This is a genomic window from Mycolicibacterium rutilum (assembly GCF_900108565.1).
Lineage (GTDB): Bacteria > Actinomycetota > Actinomycetes > Mycobacteriales > Mycobacteriaceae > Mycobacterium > Mycobacterium rutilum.
Window position 1 is genome coordinate 5,113,805 of the sequence record NZ_LT629971.1, and the last position, 17,469, is coordinate 5,131,273.

Here is a 17,469-nt window from a genome sequence, read left to right on the forward strand (position 1 = left end):
GCTCAGCCGTCTCGGCCGTCGTACTGCGCCAGTTCCAGGCGGGTGTCGCCATAGCTGCGCGACGGCCACACGTGCCAGCCGTGCGGCCAGTCCAGGGCCGCGCCGTGCGCCGAGCGCTCGACGACGACGACCGTGCCCGCCGTCGCCCATCCGCCACGGACCAGCGCGTCGATCACCGAAACCACCTCCGCCGCGGCGACGTCATACGGCGGATCGGCGAGCACCAGGTCGACCGGGCTCGCCGCGCCCGCGGCCACCACGGCCGGCACTGAGCCGCGCCGCACCGCCGCGCCGGTCACGCCGAGCGCGGTGATGTTGTCCTTGATGACGCCTGCCGCGCGCCCGTCGGACTCGACGAACAGCGCCGAGGCCGCACCGCGGGAAAGCGCCTCCAGCCCAAGGGCGCCCGATCCCGCGTACAGGTCGAGCACGGCCGCGCCGTCGAGGTCCACCCGTGCGGCCAGCACGTTGAACAGCGACTCGCGCACCCGGTCGGTCGTCGGCCGGGTACCTGTGCCGGATCGCTGCTGGGGCACCGCGATCCGGCGCCCGCCCAGCGCGCCGCCGATGATGCGGGTCAGCTGACCACCACCAGCAGATCCCCGCCCTCGACCTGGGCCGTCGCCGACACCGCCACCCGGTCCACCTTGCCCGCCTTCGGCGCGGTGATCGCGGCCTCCATCTTCATCGCCTCGATGGTGGCGACGGTCTGGCCGGCCTGCACCTCGTCGCCGGCGGCCACGCTGACCGTGACCACGCCGGCGAACGGCGCGGCGATGTGGTCGGCGTTGGACCGGTCGGCTTTCTCGGCGGCCGGGATGTCGCTGGCCACACTGCGGTCGCGCACCAGCACCGGGCGCAGCTGACCGTTGAGGATGCACATCACGGTGCGCATCCCGCGCTCGTCGGGGTCGGAGATCGCCTCGAGCCCGATCAGCAACTCGACACCGCGTTCCAACTGGACCCGGTGTTCCTCACCGTGCCGCAGCCCGTAGAAGAACTGGTTCGCCGACAGGCTGGAGGTGTCGCCGAACTGCTCGCGGTGCGCCTCCAATTCCTTTGTGGGGCCGGGAAACAGCAACCGGTTCAGCGCGGCCTGCCGCTTGGGCCCGGCCTGTGCGAGCACCGCCTCGTCCTCGGCGTCGAGCTCGACCTGCGGTTTGGCCGGTGCCCGCCCGTCCAGCGCCTTGGTCCGCAGCGGTTCGGGCCAGCCGCCCGGCGGGTCGCCGAGTTCACCGCGCAGGAACCCGATCACCGAGTCGGGGATGTCGAAACGCGCCGGGTCTGAGGCGAACTCCTCGGCGCTGACGCCGGCGCCGACGAGTGCCAGCGCGAGGTCGCCGACCACCTTCGACGAGGGGGTCACCTTCACGAGCCGGCCCAGCACCCGGTCGGCTGCGGCGTAGCTGGCCTCGATGTCCTCGAAGCGGTCACCGAGGCCCAGCGCGATAGCCTGCTGCCGCAGGTTCGACAGCTGCCCGCCGGGGATCTCGTGGTGATACACCCGGCCCGTCGGCGCAGGCAGCCCAGATTCGAACGGCGCGTACACCTTTCGCAGCGCCTCCCAGTACGGCTCCAGATCGCACACCGCCTGCAGCGACAGCCCGGTGTCGTACTCGGTGTGGGCGGTGGCCGCCACGATCGAGCTCAGCGCCGGCTGGCTGGTGGTGCCCGCCAGCGGCGCCGACGCGCCGTCGACCGCGCTGGCACCGGCCTGCCACGCCGCCAGGTAGGTGGCGAGCTGGCCGCCCGGGGTGTCGTGGGTGTGTACGTGCACCGGCAAATCGAATCGCGCACGCAACGCGCTGACCAACGTGTGCGCCGCCTGCGGCCTCAGCAGCCCGGCCATGTCCTTGATCGCCAGCACGTGCGCGCCGGCCTCGACGATCTCGTCGGCCAACCGCAGGTAGTAGTCCAGTGTGTAGAGGTTCTCCCCCGGATCCGACAGGTCGCCGGTGTAGCTCATCGCGACTTCGGCGATGGACGAACCGGTTTCGCGGACCGCGTCGATCGCCGGGCGCATCGAGTCGACGTTGTTGAGCGCGTCGAAGATCCGATAAATGTCGATCCCTGTCGCGGTGGCCTCGGCGACGAACGCCTGGGTCACCGTCTCCGGATACGGGGTGTAGCCGACGGTGTTGCGGCCGCGCAGCAGCATCTGCAGACAGATGTTCGGCAGCGCCTCACGCAGCGCGGCCAGCCGCTCCCACGGATCTTCCTTCAAAAAGCGCAGCGCCACATCGTAAGTCGCGCCGCCCCAGCATTCGATCGACAGCAGTTGCGGCGTCATCCGCGCGATGTAGGGCGCGACCATCAGCAGCCCGGTGGTGCGGACCCGGGTGGCCAGCAGCGACTGGTGGGCGTCGCGGAACGTCGTGTCGGTGACGCCGACGGGCCCCGAATCGCGCAGCCAGCGGGCGAATCCCTCCGGACCCAGCTCGGTCAGCAGCTGCTTGCTGCCCGCCGGCGGCGCGGCGCCGAGGTCGATGTCGGGCAGCTTGTCCTGCGGGTACACCGACGCGGTACGCGGGCCATGCGGCTGGTTGACCGTCACCTCGGCCAGGTAGTTGAGGATCTTGGTGCCGCGGTCGGCCGGGGTGCGTGCGGTCAGCAGGTAGGGCCGCTCGTCGATGAACGACGTGCTGACCCGGCCGGCACGGAAGTCGGCGTCGTTGACCACCGCCTGCAGGAACGGGATGTTCGTCGACACGCCGCGGATGCGGAACTCGGCGAGCGCTCGGCGCGCCCGCGCCACCGCGGTGCCGAAATCGCGTCCGCGACAGGTCAATTTGACCAGCATCGAGTCGAAGTGCGCGCTGATCTCCGCGCCCAGGTGCGTGCCGCCGTCGAGTCGGATGCCGGCGCCGCCGGGTGTGCGGTAGCCGGTGATGCGGCCGGTGTCGGGCCGGAAACCGTTGGCCGGGTCCTCGGTGGTGATGCGGCACTGCATGGCGAACCCGCGCGGAGCCGTCATCATGTCCTGGCCGAGCCCCAGAGTTTCCAGCGTCTCCCCGTCGGCGATGCGCAACTGGCTCGAGACGAGGTCGACGTCGGTGATCTCCTCGGTGACGGTGTGCTCGACCTGGATGCGCGGATTGCACTCGATGAACACGTGGTGTCCGCGTTCGTCGAGCAGGAACTCCACCGTGCCCGCGTAGGTGTAGTCGATCTGGCGGGCGAACGCCACCGCGTCGGCGCAAATCCGTTGCCGCTGTTGCTCGGACAGGTTCGGGGCCGGGGCCATCTCGATGACCTTCTGATGGCGGCGCTGCACACTGCAGTCCCGTTCGAACAGGTGCATGATGTTGCCCTGGCGGTCGGCCAGGATCTGCACCTCGATGTGCCGCGGGTTGAGCACCGCCTGCTCGAGATACAGCGTGGCGTCGCCGAACGCGGACTCGGCTTCGCGCGCCGCGGCCTCGATCGCGTCGGGCAGCGCGTCGATGTCGGCCACGCGCCGCATCCCGCGCCCGCCACCCCCGGAGACCGCCTTGACGAACAGCGGGAACTCCATGTCGCGTGCAGCGGCGAGTAACTCGTCGGCCGACGCCGACGGCGCCGAGGACCGCAGCACCGGCAGCCCCGCCGCGCGGGCCGCCTCGATCGCGCGCGCCTTGTTGCCGGTCAGCTCCAGCACCTGCGCGCTGGGGCCGATGAACGTGATCCCGGCCTCGGCGCACGCGGCGGCCAGCGCCGGGTTTTCGGACAGAAACCCGTAGCCGGGATAGACCGCGTCGGCGCCGGCGTGTTTGGCGACGCGGATGATCTCGTCGACCGAGAGGTAGGCCCGCACGGGATGGCCGGTGTCGCCGATCTGGTACGACTCGTCAGCCTTCAGGCGGTGCAGGGAGTTCCGGTCCTCGTGCGCGTAGACCGCGACGGTGCCGATGCCCATCTCGTAGGCAGCACGGAACGCGCGGATCGCAATCTCGCCGCGATTGGCGACGACGACTTTGGAGATCACACGCTACCTTAACCCCCGGCCGCTGGGCGCAGCCTCAGAGCAGGGTGGACCAGTAGTACCAGAACCGGACCAGGATCATCAGCACCAGCGCCGTGAACCACAGCGCGACCAGCGACCAGCGCCAGGTGTAGAGGATCCGCGCGACCGCGTTGCCCTGCTGCGGCCGCAAAGCGACCGCGGCGACGACGACCAGCAGCGGGATCACCACCGCCCACACCACCATGCAGTACGGGCACAGCGCACCGATGCGGTACAGGCTCTGGAAGATCAGCCAGTGCACGAACGCGACACCCAGCAGCGTCCCGACGGCCAGCCCGGACCAGTACCACCGCGGCAACTGGACGCGGGCGAGCGCGAGCACGCCGCTGACCAGCACGACCGTGAACGCGACGATGCCGATCAGCGAGTTGGGGAAACCGAACGCCGACGCCTGCGGGGTGATCATCACCGAACCGCACGACAGCACCGGGTTCAGGCTGCAGGACGGCACGTACTCGGGATCGATCAGCAGCTCGATCTTCTCGACCGTCAACGCCACCGCCGCGGCCAGCCCCAGCACCCCGGCGATCAGGATCCACACCGCGCTCGGGCGCCCGACCGGTACCCCGGCAGGCCGGTGGGCCGCCGGTTCGGTCGGCGAGGCGTCGGGCGCGGTGACGGTCACGGGGCCGGCGGGGCCTGCGGCGGCGTCGGGTCCGGATTCGGCGGCGGCGCGCCGGCGTCGAGCGCGGGCACCTCACCGACGATCTTCTCGATCTCGGCGATCAACGCGTCCGGCGACGACGGCCGCCAGTCCTGGCCGTTGATCCGGATCGTCGGGGTCGAGTTCACCTCGGTCGCCTTGGCCAGGCCCTTGACCATGTCCTCGTAGCGGCCGTTGTTGATGCAATTGGGCACGTCACCGGCCACACCCGCCTGGCGGGCGACCTCGACGAGCCGGGCGTTGTCGGGGAACGGGCCGACCCCCTCGGCGGGCTGCTGGGCGTACAACGCGCCGTGGAAGCGGCGGAACGCCTCCTTGTCGGCGTCGGCGACGCAGTAGGCGGCGTTGGCCGCACGCGTCGAGTAGCCCTGGCCCTGCCGGTCCAGGATGGAGACCATGTAGTAGTCGGCGGCCACGGCGCCGCTGTCGATCAGCTTGTTGATCGTCGGGCCGAACTGCTTCTCGAAGTTGCCGCACGCCGGGCACAAGAAGTCCTCGTAGAGCGACAGCACGGCCTTGGGTTCGGTGCTGCCCTCCGCGGTGATGACGTTGCTCGACGCCACCCGGATCGACTTGGCTTCGCCCTCCCCCGGCTTGTCCTCTTTGGTCATCACGACGTACCCCACCACCGCGGCGGCGAAGATGATGACGACTGCGGTCAACGCGATCTGGATCGCCAGGTTGCGCTTCCGATCGGCCGCCTTCAGGTCGTAGCGCGGGGTCTTCTTCGGTTTCGTGGCCACGGGGTAAGCGTACCGGCGGCGGTTTCGCGTCCGGTCAGACGCGGGCCAGATGGGCGCGCAGGGCCGAGATCATGTCGGCGACGGCGGTCGCGCTGCCGCCGCCGACCGCGAACATGCTGGCGAATCCGTGGATCAGTGACCCGGCGGGCCGGAAGTCCACCGGCACCCCCGCGGCACGGAGCGCCTCGGCGTACCGGTTGCCCTCGTCGCGCAGCGGATCGAAGCCGCCGGTCAACACCAGCGCGGGCGCCAGTCCGGACAAGTCGTCGGCGAGCGCGGGTGACACGACGGGGTCGGTCACCGCGACCGTCGCGCCGGCGACGTACTTGTCACAGAACCACTCGAGGTCGGCCTTGGTGAGGAAGTAGCCGCGGGCGAACAGCGTCTGCGACCGCGTGTGACCGCTGAGGTTGGTCCACGGGTAGATGAGCAGCTGCAGCGCCGGCGTCGGGAGGCTTTCGTTGCGGGCGCGCTGCGCGACGACGGCGGCGATGTTGCCGCCCGCGCTGTCGCCGCCGACCGCGACGCGGCCCGGGTCGGCGCCCAGTTCGGCGGCGTGCTCGAGCGCCCACTGGTAGGCGGCAAAACCGTCGTCGGCCGCGGCCGGCGCCTTGTGTTCGGGTGCCAGGCGGTAGTCGACGGCGAGCACGTGCACGGCGGCGTCGCGGCAGATCAGGCGGCACAGGTCGTCGTGAGAGTCCAGGTCGCCAAGCACGAACCCACCGCCGTGGAAGAACACCAGGAGCGGGGCGTCGGGCGCGGCGGTGGCGTAGTGCCGGGCCGGGATGGGTCCGATCCCGCCCGCCACCGACAGGTCGGTGACCGCCGCGACCGGGATGAACGAGTCGAAGCCCGCGGACAGGCCGCGCAACTGCGCGCGGGCGGCGATCACATCATCGGGTCCGCTGAGGCCGTCGATGCCGACCAGTTTCTGCCCGGCCAGCAGCAACTGCAGCGTGGTGTCGAGGGTGTTGCCGTCGATGGTCACCGAGCGGCCGCCGAGCAGGAGTCGTTTGACCGCGTCCGGAATGCGCGGCAACGTGCGCAGCGTGACGCCTGCGGCCGCGTTGACCAGCGCCTCACGACGGCCCGGGCTCCAGGCTTCGCGAGCTGGCAGACTCTGGGTCATGGCATCTCCCTCGATCACGCTGAATGACGGTAACTCGATCCCCCAGGTCGGTCTGGGCGTGTGGCAGACCCCGCCCGAAGACACCGAACGAGCCGCGGCCACCGCGCTGGAGGCCGGGTACCGACACATCGACACCGCCGCCGCCTACCGTAACGAGCGCGAGGTCGGCCATGCGCTCGCGCAGTCCGGCGTGCCGCGCGACGAGGTCTTCATCACCACCAAGCTGTGGAACTCCGATCAGGGTTATGACACCACGCTGGCCGCGTTCGACAAGAGCATGGAGCGGCTGGGTCTCGAGTACCTCGATCTGTATCTGATCCACTGGCCGATGCCGAAGACGAACAAGTTCGTCGACACGTTCAAGGCCTTCGCCGAGCTGCGGGAGCAGGGCCGCATCCGCTCGATCGGCGTCAGCAATTTCGAGCCCGAGCACCTGCGCACGCTCATCGACGCGACCGGCATCGTGCCGACCGTCAACCAGATCGAGCTGCACCCGCTGCTGCAACAGCAGGAGCTGCGGGAGGCGCACGCTCAGCTGGGCATCGCGACCGAGGCGTGGAGCCCGTTGGGGCAGGGCTCGCTGCTGTCGAATTCCACCGTCACCACCGTTGCCGAGGCGCACGGCAAAACGCCCGCGCAGGTACTGATTAGGTGGCATATCCAACTCGGCAATATAGTCATCCCGAAATCCGTGACCCCCGAGAGAATCGTGAGCAATTTCGACGTGTTCGATTTCGAGTTGAGCGAGCAGGACATGGCGTCCATCTCGTCGCTCGGCGACGGCACTCGGATGGGTCCCGACCCCAGAAATTTCGAGTTCACAGGGTAGGTGACATGACCTCGTCGGCCACGATCCCCACGGTCACGCTCAACGACGACCACACGATGCCGGTGCTCGGCCTCGGCGTCGGCGAGCTGTCCGACGCCGAGACCGAACAGGCGGTGCTGGCGGCGCTGTCCGCCGGTTACCGTCTGATCGACACCGCCGCCGCGTACGGCAACGAGGAAGCGGTCGGTCGCGCGATCAAGGCGTCGGGGGTGCCGCGCGAGGAGATCTTCGTCACCACCAAGCTCGCGACGCCGGACCTGGGGTTCCAGTCCTCGCAGGACGCCTGCCGCGCCAGCCTCGAGCGGCTCGGCCTCGACTACGTCGACCTGTACCTGATCCACTGGCCCGCCGGTGAGCAGGGCAAGTACGTCGACAGCTGGGGCGGGCTGATGAAGCGCAAGGAGGTCGGCGACGCCAAGTCGATCGGCGTCTGCAACTTCCACGCCGAGCACCTGTCGAACGTCGTCGACCTGTCGTTCTTCACCCCCGCGGTCAACCAGATCGAGCTGCACCCGCTGCTGAACCAGGCCGAGCTGCGGGACATCAACGCCGGCTACGGCATCGTCACTGAGGCCTACGGCCCGCTGGGGGTCGGCCGGCTGCTGGACAACGAGACCGTCACCGCGGTGGCGCAGTCGCACGGCAAGACGCCGGCGCAGGTGCTGATCCGGTGGAGTCTGCAGCTGGGCAACGTGGTGATCCCCCGCTCGTCGTCGCCCGAGCGGATCGCTTCGAACCTCGAGGTGTTCGACTTCGAGCTCACCGACGACCAGATGGCCGCGCTCAACGGCCTCGACAGCGGCACCCGGTTCCGTCCGGACCCCGAAACCTACACCGGCACCTGAACTTCTCCTTGCCGAGCAGACGCAAAACGCCCTACTTTCAGAGCTTTTCGGGTCAATTTGCGACTGCTCGCGCTGAGAACAGCTAGCCCGTCGGGCAGGTGGCCGCGGCCTCGCGCAGCACCGTGGCCGACGGCGCGTCGACCGACAACCGGTATCCGCGCAGCACCTCGACGAACTGCATCGCGTACTGGCAGTGGAACGCGGCGTTCGGCGGCATCCACGCCGACGGCTCCTGATCACCCTTGTCCTGGTTGGCCGCACCAGCGACCGCGAGCAGATTGGCCGGGTCGTTGGCGAACCGCACCCGCATCTCCTCGGGCCAGCCGCGGGCGCCGAGGTCCCAGGCCAGCGCCAGCGGAACGATGTGATCGATCTGCACGTCCGCGCCGGTCTTCTCGCCGCGGGTGAACGGCACCACGGCATTGGTGTAGGGATCGATCAGCGTGCCGGTCGCAACGGCGTTGGGACAGCGCTTGATCGACACGAACGTCTTGTCGACCAGGTCGCGGTTGAGGACGTCGTTGCGGGTGTCGCAGCCGTTGTGCCCGCCGGGCGCCGACGTGTCGTCGGTCCAGCTGTCACCGAACGCCGCCCGACGGTAGTCGTGTCCCCGGATGCGCAGCGGTATCACCGGAATCCCCGCCAGCACGTCGGTCCCGGGGACGACGGTCGGGACGTCGGCCTCGGCGATGAACTCGGCGCGGTCGTGCGAGGACACCACGGTCTGCACGGCGACCGCCACGATCAGCGCGACGATCGCGGTCAGCCACAACAGGTACCGGCGTCTCATGCCTTGTCCAGGAACTCGACGCGGTCGTCGGTGAACGGCGCGGCCAGCGCCGCCATCCCGGTGTGCCCGGGATCCCGTTCGTAGAGCGCCGTGCAGAACTCGCGGGCCTCGACAATGAGTTCGAGGTGGGTCTGCAGGGACAAGAAGCGCAGGGTGATGGCGCGACCGGACTGGCTGTGCCCCAGCACATCCCCTTCCTGCCGCTCATCCAGATCGAGGTCGGCGAGCTTGAACCCGTCCAGCGTGGAGGCGACCGCGGTGAGCCGCTGGCCGGCCTTCGAGGTCTCTGGCAGCCGGGTGGCGAGCAGGCACAAGCTGGGGTGCTGGCCGCGGCCGATGCGGCCCCGCAACTGATGCAGCTGGCTGATGCCGAAGCGGTCGGCGTCCATCACCAGCATCACGGTCGCGTTCGGCACGTCGACGCCGACCTCGATCACCGTCGTGCACACCAGCACGTCGATGTCACCGGCGCGGAAAGCCGCCATCACCGCGTCCTTCTCGTCGGCGGGCAATCTGCCGTGCATCAGCCCCAGCCGCAGACCGGACAGCGGACCCCGGCTCAACCGGTCGAACAACTCGACCACGGTGATCGGCGGCGGGCCGCTGTCCTCCTTGTCCCCCTTGGGTTTGTCGTTCTCGTCGATCCGGGAGGCGACGATGTAGGCCTGCCGCCCGGCGCCGACCTCCTCGACGATGCGCTGCCACGCCCGCTCGAGCCACCGCGGCTTCTCCTTGAGGAAGATCGTGTTGCTGGTGATCGGTTGCCGTCCGCGCGGCAGCTCACGCAGCGTCGAGGTCTCCAGGTCGCCGTAATAGGTCAGCGCGACGGTCCGCGGAATCGGGGTCGCGGTCATCACCAGCAGGTGCGGTACCACCCCGTCGGGTGCCTTGCTGCGCAACCGGTCTCGCTGCTCGACACCGAACCGGTGCTGCTCGTCGACCACCACCATGCCCAGGCGTTGGAACTCGACCGCGTCCTGCAGCAGCGCATGCGTCCCGATCACGATGCCGGCCTCCCCGCCGGCGACCTCGGCCCGCACCGCGCGTTTCTGTTGCGCCGACATCGATCCGGTCAACAACGCCACCCGCGTGGCCCCCTCCACACCGCCCAGCTGTCCGGCCATCGCCAGCGGGCCGAGCACATCGCGGATCGACCGGGCATGTTGGGCGGCAAGCACTTCCGTGGGCGCGAGCAGGGCGCACTGGTAACCGGCGTCGACCATCTGCAGCATCGCCAGCACCGAGACGATCGTCTTACCTGAGCCGACCTCGCCCTGCAGCATGCGATTCATCGGCCGCGTGCCCGCCAGTTCGGCGGACAGCACGTCCAGCACGTCGCGCTGGCCCGCGGTCAATTCGAACGGCAGCCGTCCGCGCATCGCGGCCACCAGCCCGTCGTCGCGCGGCGCCACCGCCGGACCGGATCCGCTGAGCTCACTGTGGCGCCGTTCGGCCAGCGCCCACTGCAGTCCGAGCGCCTCGTCGTAGGTCAGCCGCGCGATCGCCGCGTCCCGCTCGGCAGACCTCTCGGCGGTGTGGATGGCCCGTAGCGCCTCGTCCTCGGTGATCAGACCATGCTGCCGCAGAAAGGGTTCCGGTAAGGGTTCGGGGATCGGATCGAGCACGTCGAGCACCTGCCGCACACACGCGTAGATCTCCCACGTCTGCACCTTCTTGCTGGCCGGGTAGATGGGAAAGAAGTCTCGCTCGAAGGCAGCCAGCAGATCGTCACCTGTCGCGCCGGAGGCCTCGGCGACCGCCCTGAGTGATTTCGATCCGCGCACCCCGCCGCTCTCATGCAACACCAGAAACGCCGGATGGGTGAGCTGCATGGTGCGCCGGAAATAACCGACCTCGCCCGACAGCATCACCTTGGCGCCTTTCACCAGTGTCGACTTGAGGTACTTGACGTTGAAGAAGGTCGCCGTCACCGTCGGTTGCCGGTTGCCCAGAGTGACGACGAGGTATTCACGCCGCGGCTGCCGGTTCGTCCACTTCAGTTCCGCTTTGGTGATGACGTCGATGAACGTGACGTGGACGCCTTCCTCCAATTCCTCGCCCTCGCCTGCGACCGTCATCTCGTCGCTGTACTTGCGCGGGTAGTGGCGCAGCAGATCGTTGACCGTGCGGATCCCGAAGTGTTCCTCGAGCGGGTCGGCCGCTTTGCGGCCGATCACGAAGTCGAGACGGTCGGACAGTTTGGCCACGGCTACTCGACCCCGATCAGCAGCGCGTCGCCGCGGTGGCCGGTGTGATAAGTCACCAGATCGGCGCCCAGATGCCGGTGGTGCACGTGCTCCTGCAGCGCGGCCGCCACGCCGTCGTCGACGCCGCTTCCGGTCAGCACAGTGACCAACTCGCCGCCCGCGGCCAGCAGCAGATCGATCAAACCGGCGCCGGCGGCGACCAGATCGTCCCCGACGATCAGCACCTCGTCGCCCGAGATGCCAAGCCCGTCACCGGGTTTGCACATTCCGGCCCACGTCAGCGCTTCCTCGGTGGCCAGCCGCACCGAGCCGTGCCGGGCCGCCGCCGCGGCCCGCGCCATCGTGTAGCCGTCGTCGACCGCTTGACGCTCGGCGTCGTGGACCGCGAGCGCGGCAAGCCCCTGCACCATCGACGCCGCAGGCACCGGGACCACGTCGATCCCCCAGCCGATCGCGGCGGTGCAGCCCGCCACCAGCTCCTCGGCGGCCACGTAGCCGTTCGGCAGCACCATCGCCTGCCCGGCGTCGGCGTTGACCAGCGCGTGCAGCAGCTGTTTCGCGCTGACGGGCCCGTCCTCGGCGAGCCGCAGCACCTGCGCGCCCTCACCGGCGAACAGCTCCTCGGCGCCCGCACCGTCGACCACCGCCAGCACCACCCGCCCGCGCGACCATCCGGTGGCCGGCCGCACACCCCCGGTCAGCGACGTCACCTGGATGCGGCTGGGCGTGCCCACCGCGAGGCCCGCCTCGATCGCCGCGCCGGCGTCGTCGGCGTGCACGTGCACCGAGTAGTGCGCGGCACCGTCCTGCGACGCCGCGATGGCCACCGAATCCCCCAGCTGGTCGAGTTCGGCTCGCAACGTCTCGACACCCGCGGGGTCGCAACCGGAGAGCAGATACATCACCTCGTAGAGCGGGGTGGCCGCAGCGGGTGCCTGCACCTCGTGGTGCGGATGGGCCGGCAGGTACTCGGCGCGCCGCGGCGCCTGGCCGGTCAGCGTGGCGGTCATCGCGTCCAGCAGTACCAGCAGCCCCCGCCCACCGGCGTCCACCACGCCGGCCTCGGCCAGCACGTCGAGTTGCTTGGGAGTCTCGTCCAGCGACCGGGCCGCCGCATCGGCCGCATGCACCACGACGTCGGACAGCGCCGTGTCGTCGGCGACGGCGCGCTCGGCCGCCGACGCCGCGGCCTGCAGCACGGTGACGATGGTGCCGGGCACGGTCTCGCCCATGGACCCTTCGACCAGGGCCACCGCGTGCCGCATCGAGGCCGCCAGCAGCGGCCCGTCGAGCACCGCGATCGGCCCACCGCGGTCGGCGGCAGCCTCGGCGGTCACGTCGGCCAGCGCGCGCAGGATCTGCGACAGGATCACCCCGGAGTTGCCGCGGGCACCGTGCAGTGCGCCGCGGGCCAGCGCGCCCGCGACCTGCGCGACGTCGTCGCCACGCGTCAGCGCATCGGCCTGCGCCCACGCCGCACGCATGGTGAACAGCATGTTCGTCCCGGTGTCGGCGTCCGCGACGGGGAACACATTGAGCCGGTTGATCTCGTCGGTGTGGGTGATGAGCTCGCCGACGGCGGTGTGGGCCCATTCGGTCAGGGTGGCGGCATCGAGCCGTCGAGCCGACATGGGAAACCTCCACCAGGTGTGACGCCGCGTCGCGCACTCGCGGTGCGGGTCAGCCTAGTCATTGGACCTGACAACGGTGCCGCGACGTTCCCGCCGGTCCCGGGGTTGGGGACGGCATTTTGGTGATCCCCGGGGCTATCGGTATCCTGGTCAGGTTGTCGGGTCACGCGGCGCCCCGCGGTGCAGCGGCCCGAACCCCCACGTACTGATCTGAGGAGTTCTGCATATGGCTGCCGTGTGCGATATCTGCGGGAAGGGCCCCGGCTTCGGCAAGTCGGTCTCGCACTCCCATCGCCGGACCAGCCGTCGGTGGAATCCCAACATCCAGACCGTCCGCGCCGTGACCCGCCCCGGCGGCAACAAGCAGCGGATGAACGTCTGCACGTCGTGCCTCAAGGCCGGCAAGGTCTCCCGCGGCTGACGCCCGCGAGCATTCCGCGCTGAGCGTTTAGCACCGTCGGCGCCGGGGAAGCCCGCGCGCATGACGGCTCATCGAGCACGACCCACCCTGTTCGCGTTGGCTTCCGGTGCTGCGCTGGCGTCGCTGTTGGTCGCCTGCGGCGACGACTCCGGCGGCGATGGCACCACCACCTCGTCGACCACCGAGACGACGTCGGTCACCACGTCGGTCGAGGTGACGGTGTCGCCCAGCGCGCCCGAGACCACCCCCGCGGCGCCCGAATCGCCGGCGCCCACCACCGACGGTGACGGCACCGTCCAGGTGCCGGTACCCGACATCCCGTCGCCGCCGGCCATCCCGTCGCCGCCGGCGATCCCCTCGCCTCCGCCGATCCCGTCCCCGCCGCCGATCCCGGGCGTCGGTTAAACAGCGTCCTCGCGCTGGTCTTCGCGTGAGGGCAGCCGCCAGTCGATCGGTTCGGCGCCCATCTTCTCGAGCAGTTCGTTGGCGCGGCTGAACGGCCGCGATCCGAAGAACCCGCGCGACGCCGACAGCGGCGACGGATGCGGCGACTCGATCGCCACGCAGTCGGCGCCGTCGAGCATCGGCTTCAGCGTCGACGCGTCCCGGCCCCACAGCACCGCGACCAACGGCTGCTTCCTGGCAACGAGCGCGCGGATCGCGCATTCGGTGACGGCCTCCCAGCCCTTGCCGCGGTGCGACGCCGGGCTGCCCGGCCGAACGGTGAGCACCCTGTTGAGCAGCATCACCCCGCGCTCGGCCCACGGCGTCAGATCGCCGGTGGCCGGCGCGGGATGGCCGAGGTCACTGGCGTACTCCTTGAAGATGTTGTCCAGGCTGCGCGGCAGAGGGCGCACCTCCGGCGCCACCGAGAAACTGAGTCCCACCGCGTGTCCCGGCGTCGGGTAGGGATCCTGGCCGACGATCAGCACCCGCACCCGCTCCAACGGAAACGTGAACGCGCGCAGCACATTCTGACCGGCGGGCAGATAGGTGTGGCCCGCGGCGAGTTCGGCGCGCAAGAACTCACCCATCTGCGCGACCTGGCCGGCGACCGGTTCGAGCGCCTGCGCCCAGCCGTCGTCGACGAGTTCGGTCAGCGGCCGCGCGGTCATCGATGTCCTTCGGTCGTCGCGGAAGTCACGAGTCGCCACCCTAGCTAGTCGAAGGACTGCCAGCCGGGATTCCCCTGCCACGCCGCGTCGTCGACGAGCACCCGCGGCGGTCCGTCGAGCACCCGGCCGATCGGTGTCCACCCGTTCGGCGGCGCCTGAGGGAACGTCGCGACCAGCGCGTGGTCCTCCCCGCCGCCGAGCACCCACGCCATCGGGTCGACGTCGAGCGCGGCCGCGGCCTCGGCCAGCGCGTCGCGGTCGGCGGACAGCGCATCGGTTCGCAACCCGATGCCCACGCCCGAACCGTCGGCGATGTGCCCGAGGTCGGCGAGCAACCCGTCGGACACATCGGTCATCGCGGTCGCGCCGGCGTCGGCGGCGACGCGGCCCTGCCCGTATGGCGGCTCCGGCACGAGATGGCGGCCGAGCAGACCGTCGAACCGCTCGATCCCGTTGTGCCACAACGCATATCCGGCAGCTGAGCGGCCCAGCTCGCCGCACACCGCGACGGTGTCACCGGGTCGCGCGCCCGTGCGGCGCACCGGTTCGCGCCCGTCGAGATCGCCGAGCACGGTCACCGAGATGACCCACTGCGGGGCGCTGACCAGATCACCGCCGATGATCCCCGCGCCCAGCAGTCCGGCCTCGTGCCACATGCCGTCAGCCAACTCCAGCGCCAGGTCCGCCGAGGTGTCGGCGGGCGCGCCAAACGCCACCACGAACGCCGTCGCACGCGCTCCCATCGCCTCGACATCCGCGGCGTTCTGCGCGATCGACTTGCGCCCCACCTGATGTGGCGTCGACCAGTCGAGGCGAAAGTGGCGGTCCTGCACGAGCATGTCGGTCGAGACCACGGTCCGGCCGTCGGCCGCACGCAACACCGCCGCGTCGTCACCGGGCCCCACCGCGACGGCGTCGGGCTGGCGCCTGCCGGCGACCAACCGCTCGATCACGGCGAACTCGCCGACCTCGGCCAAGCTCTCGCCGGCGTCGTCGGTCGCCATGTCACCTCCTGACTCCGCGCCATGAACCCCGGACGGACCTGCGGTACGTTAAGCCCCTGCGGCGTGGAGTCTATGCAGCGCCAGGGAGGAACTACGGGTGGTCGAGGCTTTCATGCTGATTCAGACCGAGGTGGGCCGCGCCGAGGTCATCGCGAACCAGCTCGCCGCGCTGCCGGGAGTGCTGTCGGCCGAATACGTCACCGGCCCCTACGACGTCGTGGTCCGCATCGGCGCCGACTCGCTCGAGGAGATGACGGCCTCCGTCGTGCCCGCGGTGCAGCAGGTGACAGGAATCACCCGCACCCTGACCTGTCCGATCGCCAACGGAGCGCATCCCTAGAGTTGGATCCGTGCACGACGACACGGACACCGACACCGACGGGCCGCCGCGAACCCTGCTGATCGCCGCCGTAGTGGTGGCCGTCGCGGCTGTCGTCGTGCTCCTCGTGATCGCCGTCGCGCGCCAGCGGCCCGTCCCGACGCAGCCGGTCCCGCTCGTGGGCATCCCGGCGCCGCAGGCGAGCAGTCCCGACTGCGCCGCCGTCCTCGATGCACTGCCTGCCGAACTCGGCGACAGCACCCGCGCGCCGCTGGCCGAACCGGCACCGCCCGCCGCGGCGGCGTGGCGCTCCGGCGAGCAGGACGAGGCGATCGTCTTGCGGTGCGGGGTGGACCGGCCCGCGGAGTTCGTGGTCGGCGCGCCCGTGCAGGCGGTCGACGACGTGCAGTGGTTCCGGGTCGGAGAGGCGGGCATCGCCGACCCGGGCGCCGGGCGCAGCACCTGGTACGCCGTCGACCGCGGTGTCTATCTGGCGCTGACGCTGCCGCAGGGTTCCGGACCCACGCCGATCCAGCAGATCTCCGACGTGATCGCGAAAACGTTGCCCGCCAAGCCCGTCGAGCCGGCACCGGTCGGCTAGCGCAGCCCGGTGCCCCGCTTCAGCGCGGTCTCGACCATCGTCGCCAGCAGCGTCGGATAGTCGACACCGCTGGCCGCCCACATCCGCGGGTACATCGAGATGGTGGTGAAACCCGGCATCGTGTTGATCTCGTTGATCACCGGGCCGTCCTCGGTGAGGAAGAAGTCCACCCGCGCCAGGCCCTGACAGTCGATCGCGTTGAACGCGCGAATCGCCAACTGCCGCACCGTATCTGCGACGTCATCGTCGACCTTGGCGGGCACGTCGAGCTCGGCGGCGTCGTCGAGGTACTTGGTGGCGAAGTCGTAGAACCCGTCCTCGCGGCCCCGCACACCGGCGACCCGGATCTCGCCGACGGTGCTGGCTTCGATTCGGCCGTCGGGGAATTCGAGCACCCCGCATTCGAGTTCGCGTCCCGGCACCGCGGCCTCGACGATGACCTTGGGGTCGTGGCGGCGGGCCGACTCGATCGCGGCGGGCAGCCGATCCCAGGCGGTGACCCGGCTGACGCCGATCGAGGAGCCGCCGCGCGCGGGCTTGACGAACACCGGCAGGCCCAGCCGCTCGCGCTCGTCGAGGCTCAGCGTCTCCGTGCGGGGCCGCAGCACCACCTGGTCCCCGATCGGGAGGCCCTCGGCCGCCAGCAGCTTCTTGGTGAACTCCTTGTCCATGCCGGACGCGCTGGCCAGCACCCCGGCGCCGACGTAGGGCACGCCGGCCAGTTCGAGCAGACCCTGAATTGTGCCGTCCTCGCCGTAGGGCCCGTGCAGTACCGGAAACACCACATCGACGGCGCCCAGCAGCCGGCCCGCACCCTGCCCGAGCGACAACAGCTGCCCGCCGCGGCCGGGGTCGGCGGCCAGCGCCAGTTCGGTGCCCGATTCCGGGGTCACCTCGGGCAGCCGGCCGTCGGTGATCGCCATGGTGTCCGGTTGCGCGTCGGTGAGCATCCAAGCCCCGCCGGGGGTGATACCGACGGCGACCACGTCGAAGCGCTCGGGATCGAGGTTGCGCAGGATGCTGCCTGCGGAGACGCAGGAGATCGCGTGCTCGGAGCTGCGTCCGCCGTAGACGACGGCGACCCGGACGCGACCCGAGCCGGAATCAGGGCGGGCAGTCACAATCTGGAGAGGCTACCGTCCGGTCCCGCGCCGAGTCGTCCCGGATT

17 protein-coding genes are annotated in these 17,469 nt (G+C 70.2%); 6 read left to right on the forward strand and 11 right to left on the reverse strand.

Annotation, left to right across the window (positions count from 1 at the left end; all coding sequences use genetic code 11):
• Window positions 1-2: 2 nt before the first annotated feature.
• Genes rsmD through BLW81_RS24930 form a run of 5 tightly spaced genes read right to left on the reverse strand, consistent with a single transcriptional unit; the run spans window position 3 to window position 6,539 of the window.
• Entirely contained in the window at window positions 3-581 is a 579-nt protein-coding gene (rsmD, locus tag BLW81_RS24910; RefSeq protein ID WP_083410800.1) for a 16S rRNA (guanine(966)-N(2))-methyltransferase RsmD, read from the reverse strand.
• Window positions 578-3,964: a pyruvate carboxylase gene (locus BLW81_RS24915; RefSeq protein ID WP_083409506.1), complete on the reverse strand. Its 3,387-nt coding sequence runs from the start codon at window positions 3,962-3,964 to the stop codon at window positions 578-580. Before BLW81_RS24915 ends, rsmD begins: the two co-directional genes overlap by 4 nt.
• A gap of 34 nt (window positions 3,965-3,998) precedes the next feature.
• Window positions 3,999-4,628, reverse strand: coding sequence for a vitamin K epoxide reductase family protein (locus BLW81_RS24920; protein ID WP_083409507.1), 630 nt, complete (start codon window positions 4,626-4,628; stop codon window positions 3,999-4,001).
• Window positions 4,625-5,410, reverse strand: a complete 786-nt coding sequence (locus tag BLW81_RS24925) for a DsbA family protein (RefSeq protein WP_083409508.1) — start codon at window positions 5,408-5,410, stop codon at window positions 4,625-4,627. The genes BLW81_RS24920 and BLW81_RS24925 overlap by 4 nt, the downstream gene beginning before the upstream one ends.
• A gap of 34 nt (window positions 5,411-5,444) precedes the next feature.
• The gene (locus BLW81_RS24930; protein ID WP_083409509.1) at window positions 5,445-6,539 is read right to left on the reverse strand and encodes an alpha/beta hydrolase; all 1,095 of its coding nucleotides are present in this window, start codon (window positions 6,537-6,539) and stop codon (window positions 5,445-5,447) included.
• Here BLW81_RS24930 and BLW81_RS24935 point away from each other — a divergent pair.
• Together BLW81_RS24935 and BLW81_RS24940 are read left to right on the forward strand one after the other, a co-directional pair.
• The gene (locus tag BLW81_RS24935) at window positions 6,538-7,368 is read left to right on the forward strand and encodes an aldo/keto reductase (RefSeq protein ID WP_083409510.1); all 831 of its coding nucleotides are present in this window, start codon (window positions 6,538-6,540) and stop codon (window positions 7,366-7,368) included. The genes BLW81_RS24930 and BLW81_RS24935 overlap by 2 nt on opposite strands.
• Before the next feature lie 5 nt (window positions 7,369-7,373).
• Window positions 7,374-8,213, forward strand: coding sequence for an aldo/keto reductase (locus BLW81_RS24940; RefSeq protein WP_083409511.1), 840 nt, complete (start codon window positions 7,374-7,376; stop codon window positions 8,211-8,213).
• 82 nt (window positions 8,214-8,295) lie between these two features.
• On the opposite strand, the gene BLW81_RS24945 is transcribed toward BLW81_RS24940, so the two are convergent.
• Genes BLW81_RS24945 through BLW81_RS24955 form a run of 3 tightly spaced genes read right to left on the reverse strand, consistent with a single transcriptional unit; the run spans window position 8,296 to window position 12,841 of the window.
• A complete protein-coding gene (locus BLW81_RS24945; RefSeq protein ID WP_083409512.1) occupies window positions 8,296-9,003 on the reverse strand; it encodes an HNH endonuclease family protein in 708 nt (235 codons plus the stop codon).
• Window positions 9,000-11,210 (reverse strand): ATP-dependent DNA helicase RecG, encoded by a 2,211-nt coding sequence (gene recG / locus BLW81_RS24950; protein ID WP_083409513.1) that lies wholly within the window; start codon window positions 11,208-11,210, stop codon window positions 9,000-9,002. Before recG ends, BLW81_RS24945 begins: the two co-directional genes overlap by 4 nt.
• A 2-nt stretch (window positions 11,211-11,212) precedes the next feature.
• Window positions 11,213-12,841, reverse strand: coding sequence for a fatty acid kinase ATP-binding subunit FakA (locus BLW81_RS24955; protein ID WP_083409514.1), 1,629 nt, complete (start codon window positions 12,839-12,841; stop codon window positions 11,213-11,215).
• Between the two features lie 226 nt (window positions 12,842-13,067).
• Here BLW81_RS24955 and rpmB point away from each other — a divergent pair, with 226 nt between their 5' ends.
• Window positions 13,068-13,262 carry a 50S ribosomal protein L28 gene (gene rpmB / locus BLW81_RS24960; RefSeq protein WP_083409515.1) on the forward strand — a complete coding sequence of 65 codons (195 nt, stop codon included), beginning with the start codon at window positions 13,068-13,070 and terminating at the stop codon, window positions 13,260-13,262.
• 60 nt (window positions 13,263-13,322) lie between these two features.
• Complete coding sequence (locus BLW81_RS24965) at window positions 13,323-13,667, forward strand: hypothetical protein (protein WP_083409516.1); 345 nt, start codon at window positions 13,323-13,325, stop codon at window positions 13,665-13,667.
• Here the strand turns inward: BLW81_RS24965 and BLW81_RS24970 are convergent.
• Together BLW81_RS24970 and BLW81_RS24975 are read right to left on the reverse strand one after the other, a co-directional pair.
• On the reverse strand, window positions 13,664-14,377 hold the full coding sequence (locus BLW81_RS24970; RefSeq protein WP_083409517.1) for a uracil-DNA glycosylase: 714 nt from the start codon (window positions 14,375-14,377) through the stop codon (window positions 13,664-13,666). The two genes, BLW81_RS24965 and BLW81_RS24970, sit on opposite strands and share 4 nt — an antisense overlap.
• A 44-nt stretch (window positions 14,378-14,421) precedes the next feature.
• Window positions 14,422-15,381 carry a thiamine-phosphate kinase gene (locus BLW81_RS24975; RefSeq protein WP_083409518.1) on the reverse strand — a complete coding sequence of 320 codons (960 nt, stop codon included), beginning with the start codon at window positions 15,379-15,381 and terminating at the stop codon, window positions 14,422-14,424.
• A 112-nt stretch (window positions 15,382-15,493) separates the two neighbouring features.
• Between BLW81_RS24975 and BLW81_RS24980 the strand changes: the two genes are divergently transcribed.
• Both BLW81_RS24980 and BLW81_RS24985 read left to right on the forward strand, forming a co-directional pair.
• Window positions 15,494-15,721 (forward strand): Lrp/AsnC ligand binding domain-containing protein, encoded by a 228-nt coding sequence (locus BLW81_RS24980; protein ID WP_083410801.1) that lies wholly within the window; start codon window positions 15,494-15,496, stop codon window positions 15,719-15,721.
• A 10-nt stretch (window positions 15,722-15,731) separates the two neighbouring features.
• The gene (locus BLW81_RS24985) at window positions 15,732-16,301 is read left to right on the forward strand and encodes a DUF3515 domain-containing protein (RefSeq protein ID WP_235632089.1); all 570 of its coding nucleotides are present in this window, start codon (window positions 15,732-15,734) and stop codon (window positions 16,299-16,301) included.
• Here BLW81_RS24985 and BLW81_RS24990 read toward each other — a convergent pair.
• A complete protein-coding gene (locus tag BLW81_RS24990) occupies window positions 16,298-17,422 on the reverse strand; it encodes a D-alanine--D-alanine ligase family protein (RefSeq protein WP_083409519.1) in 1,125 nt (374 codons plus the stop codon). The two genes, BLW81_RS24985 and BLW81_RS24990, sit on opposite strands and share 4 nt — an antisense overlap.
• Window positions 17,423-17,469: the final 47 nt, after the last annotated feature.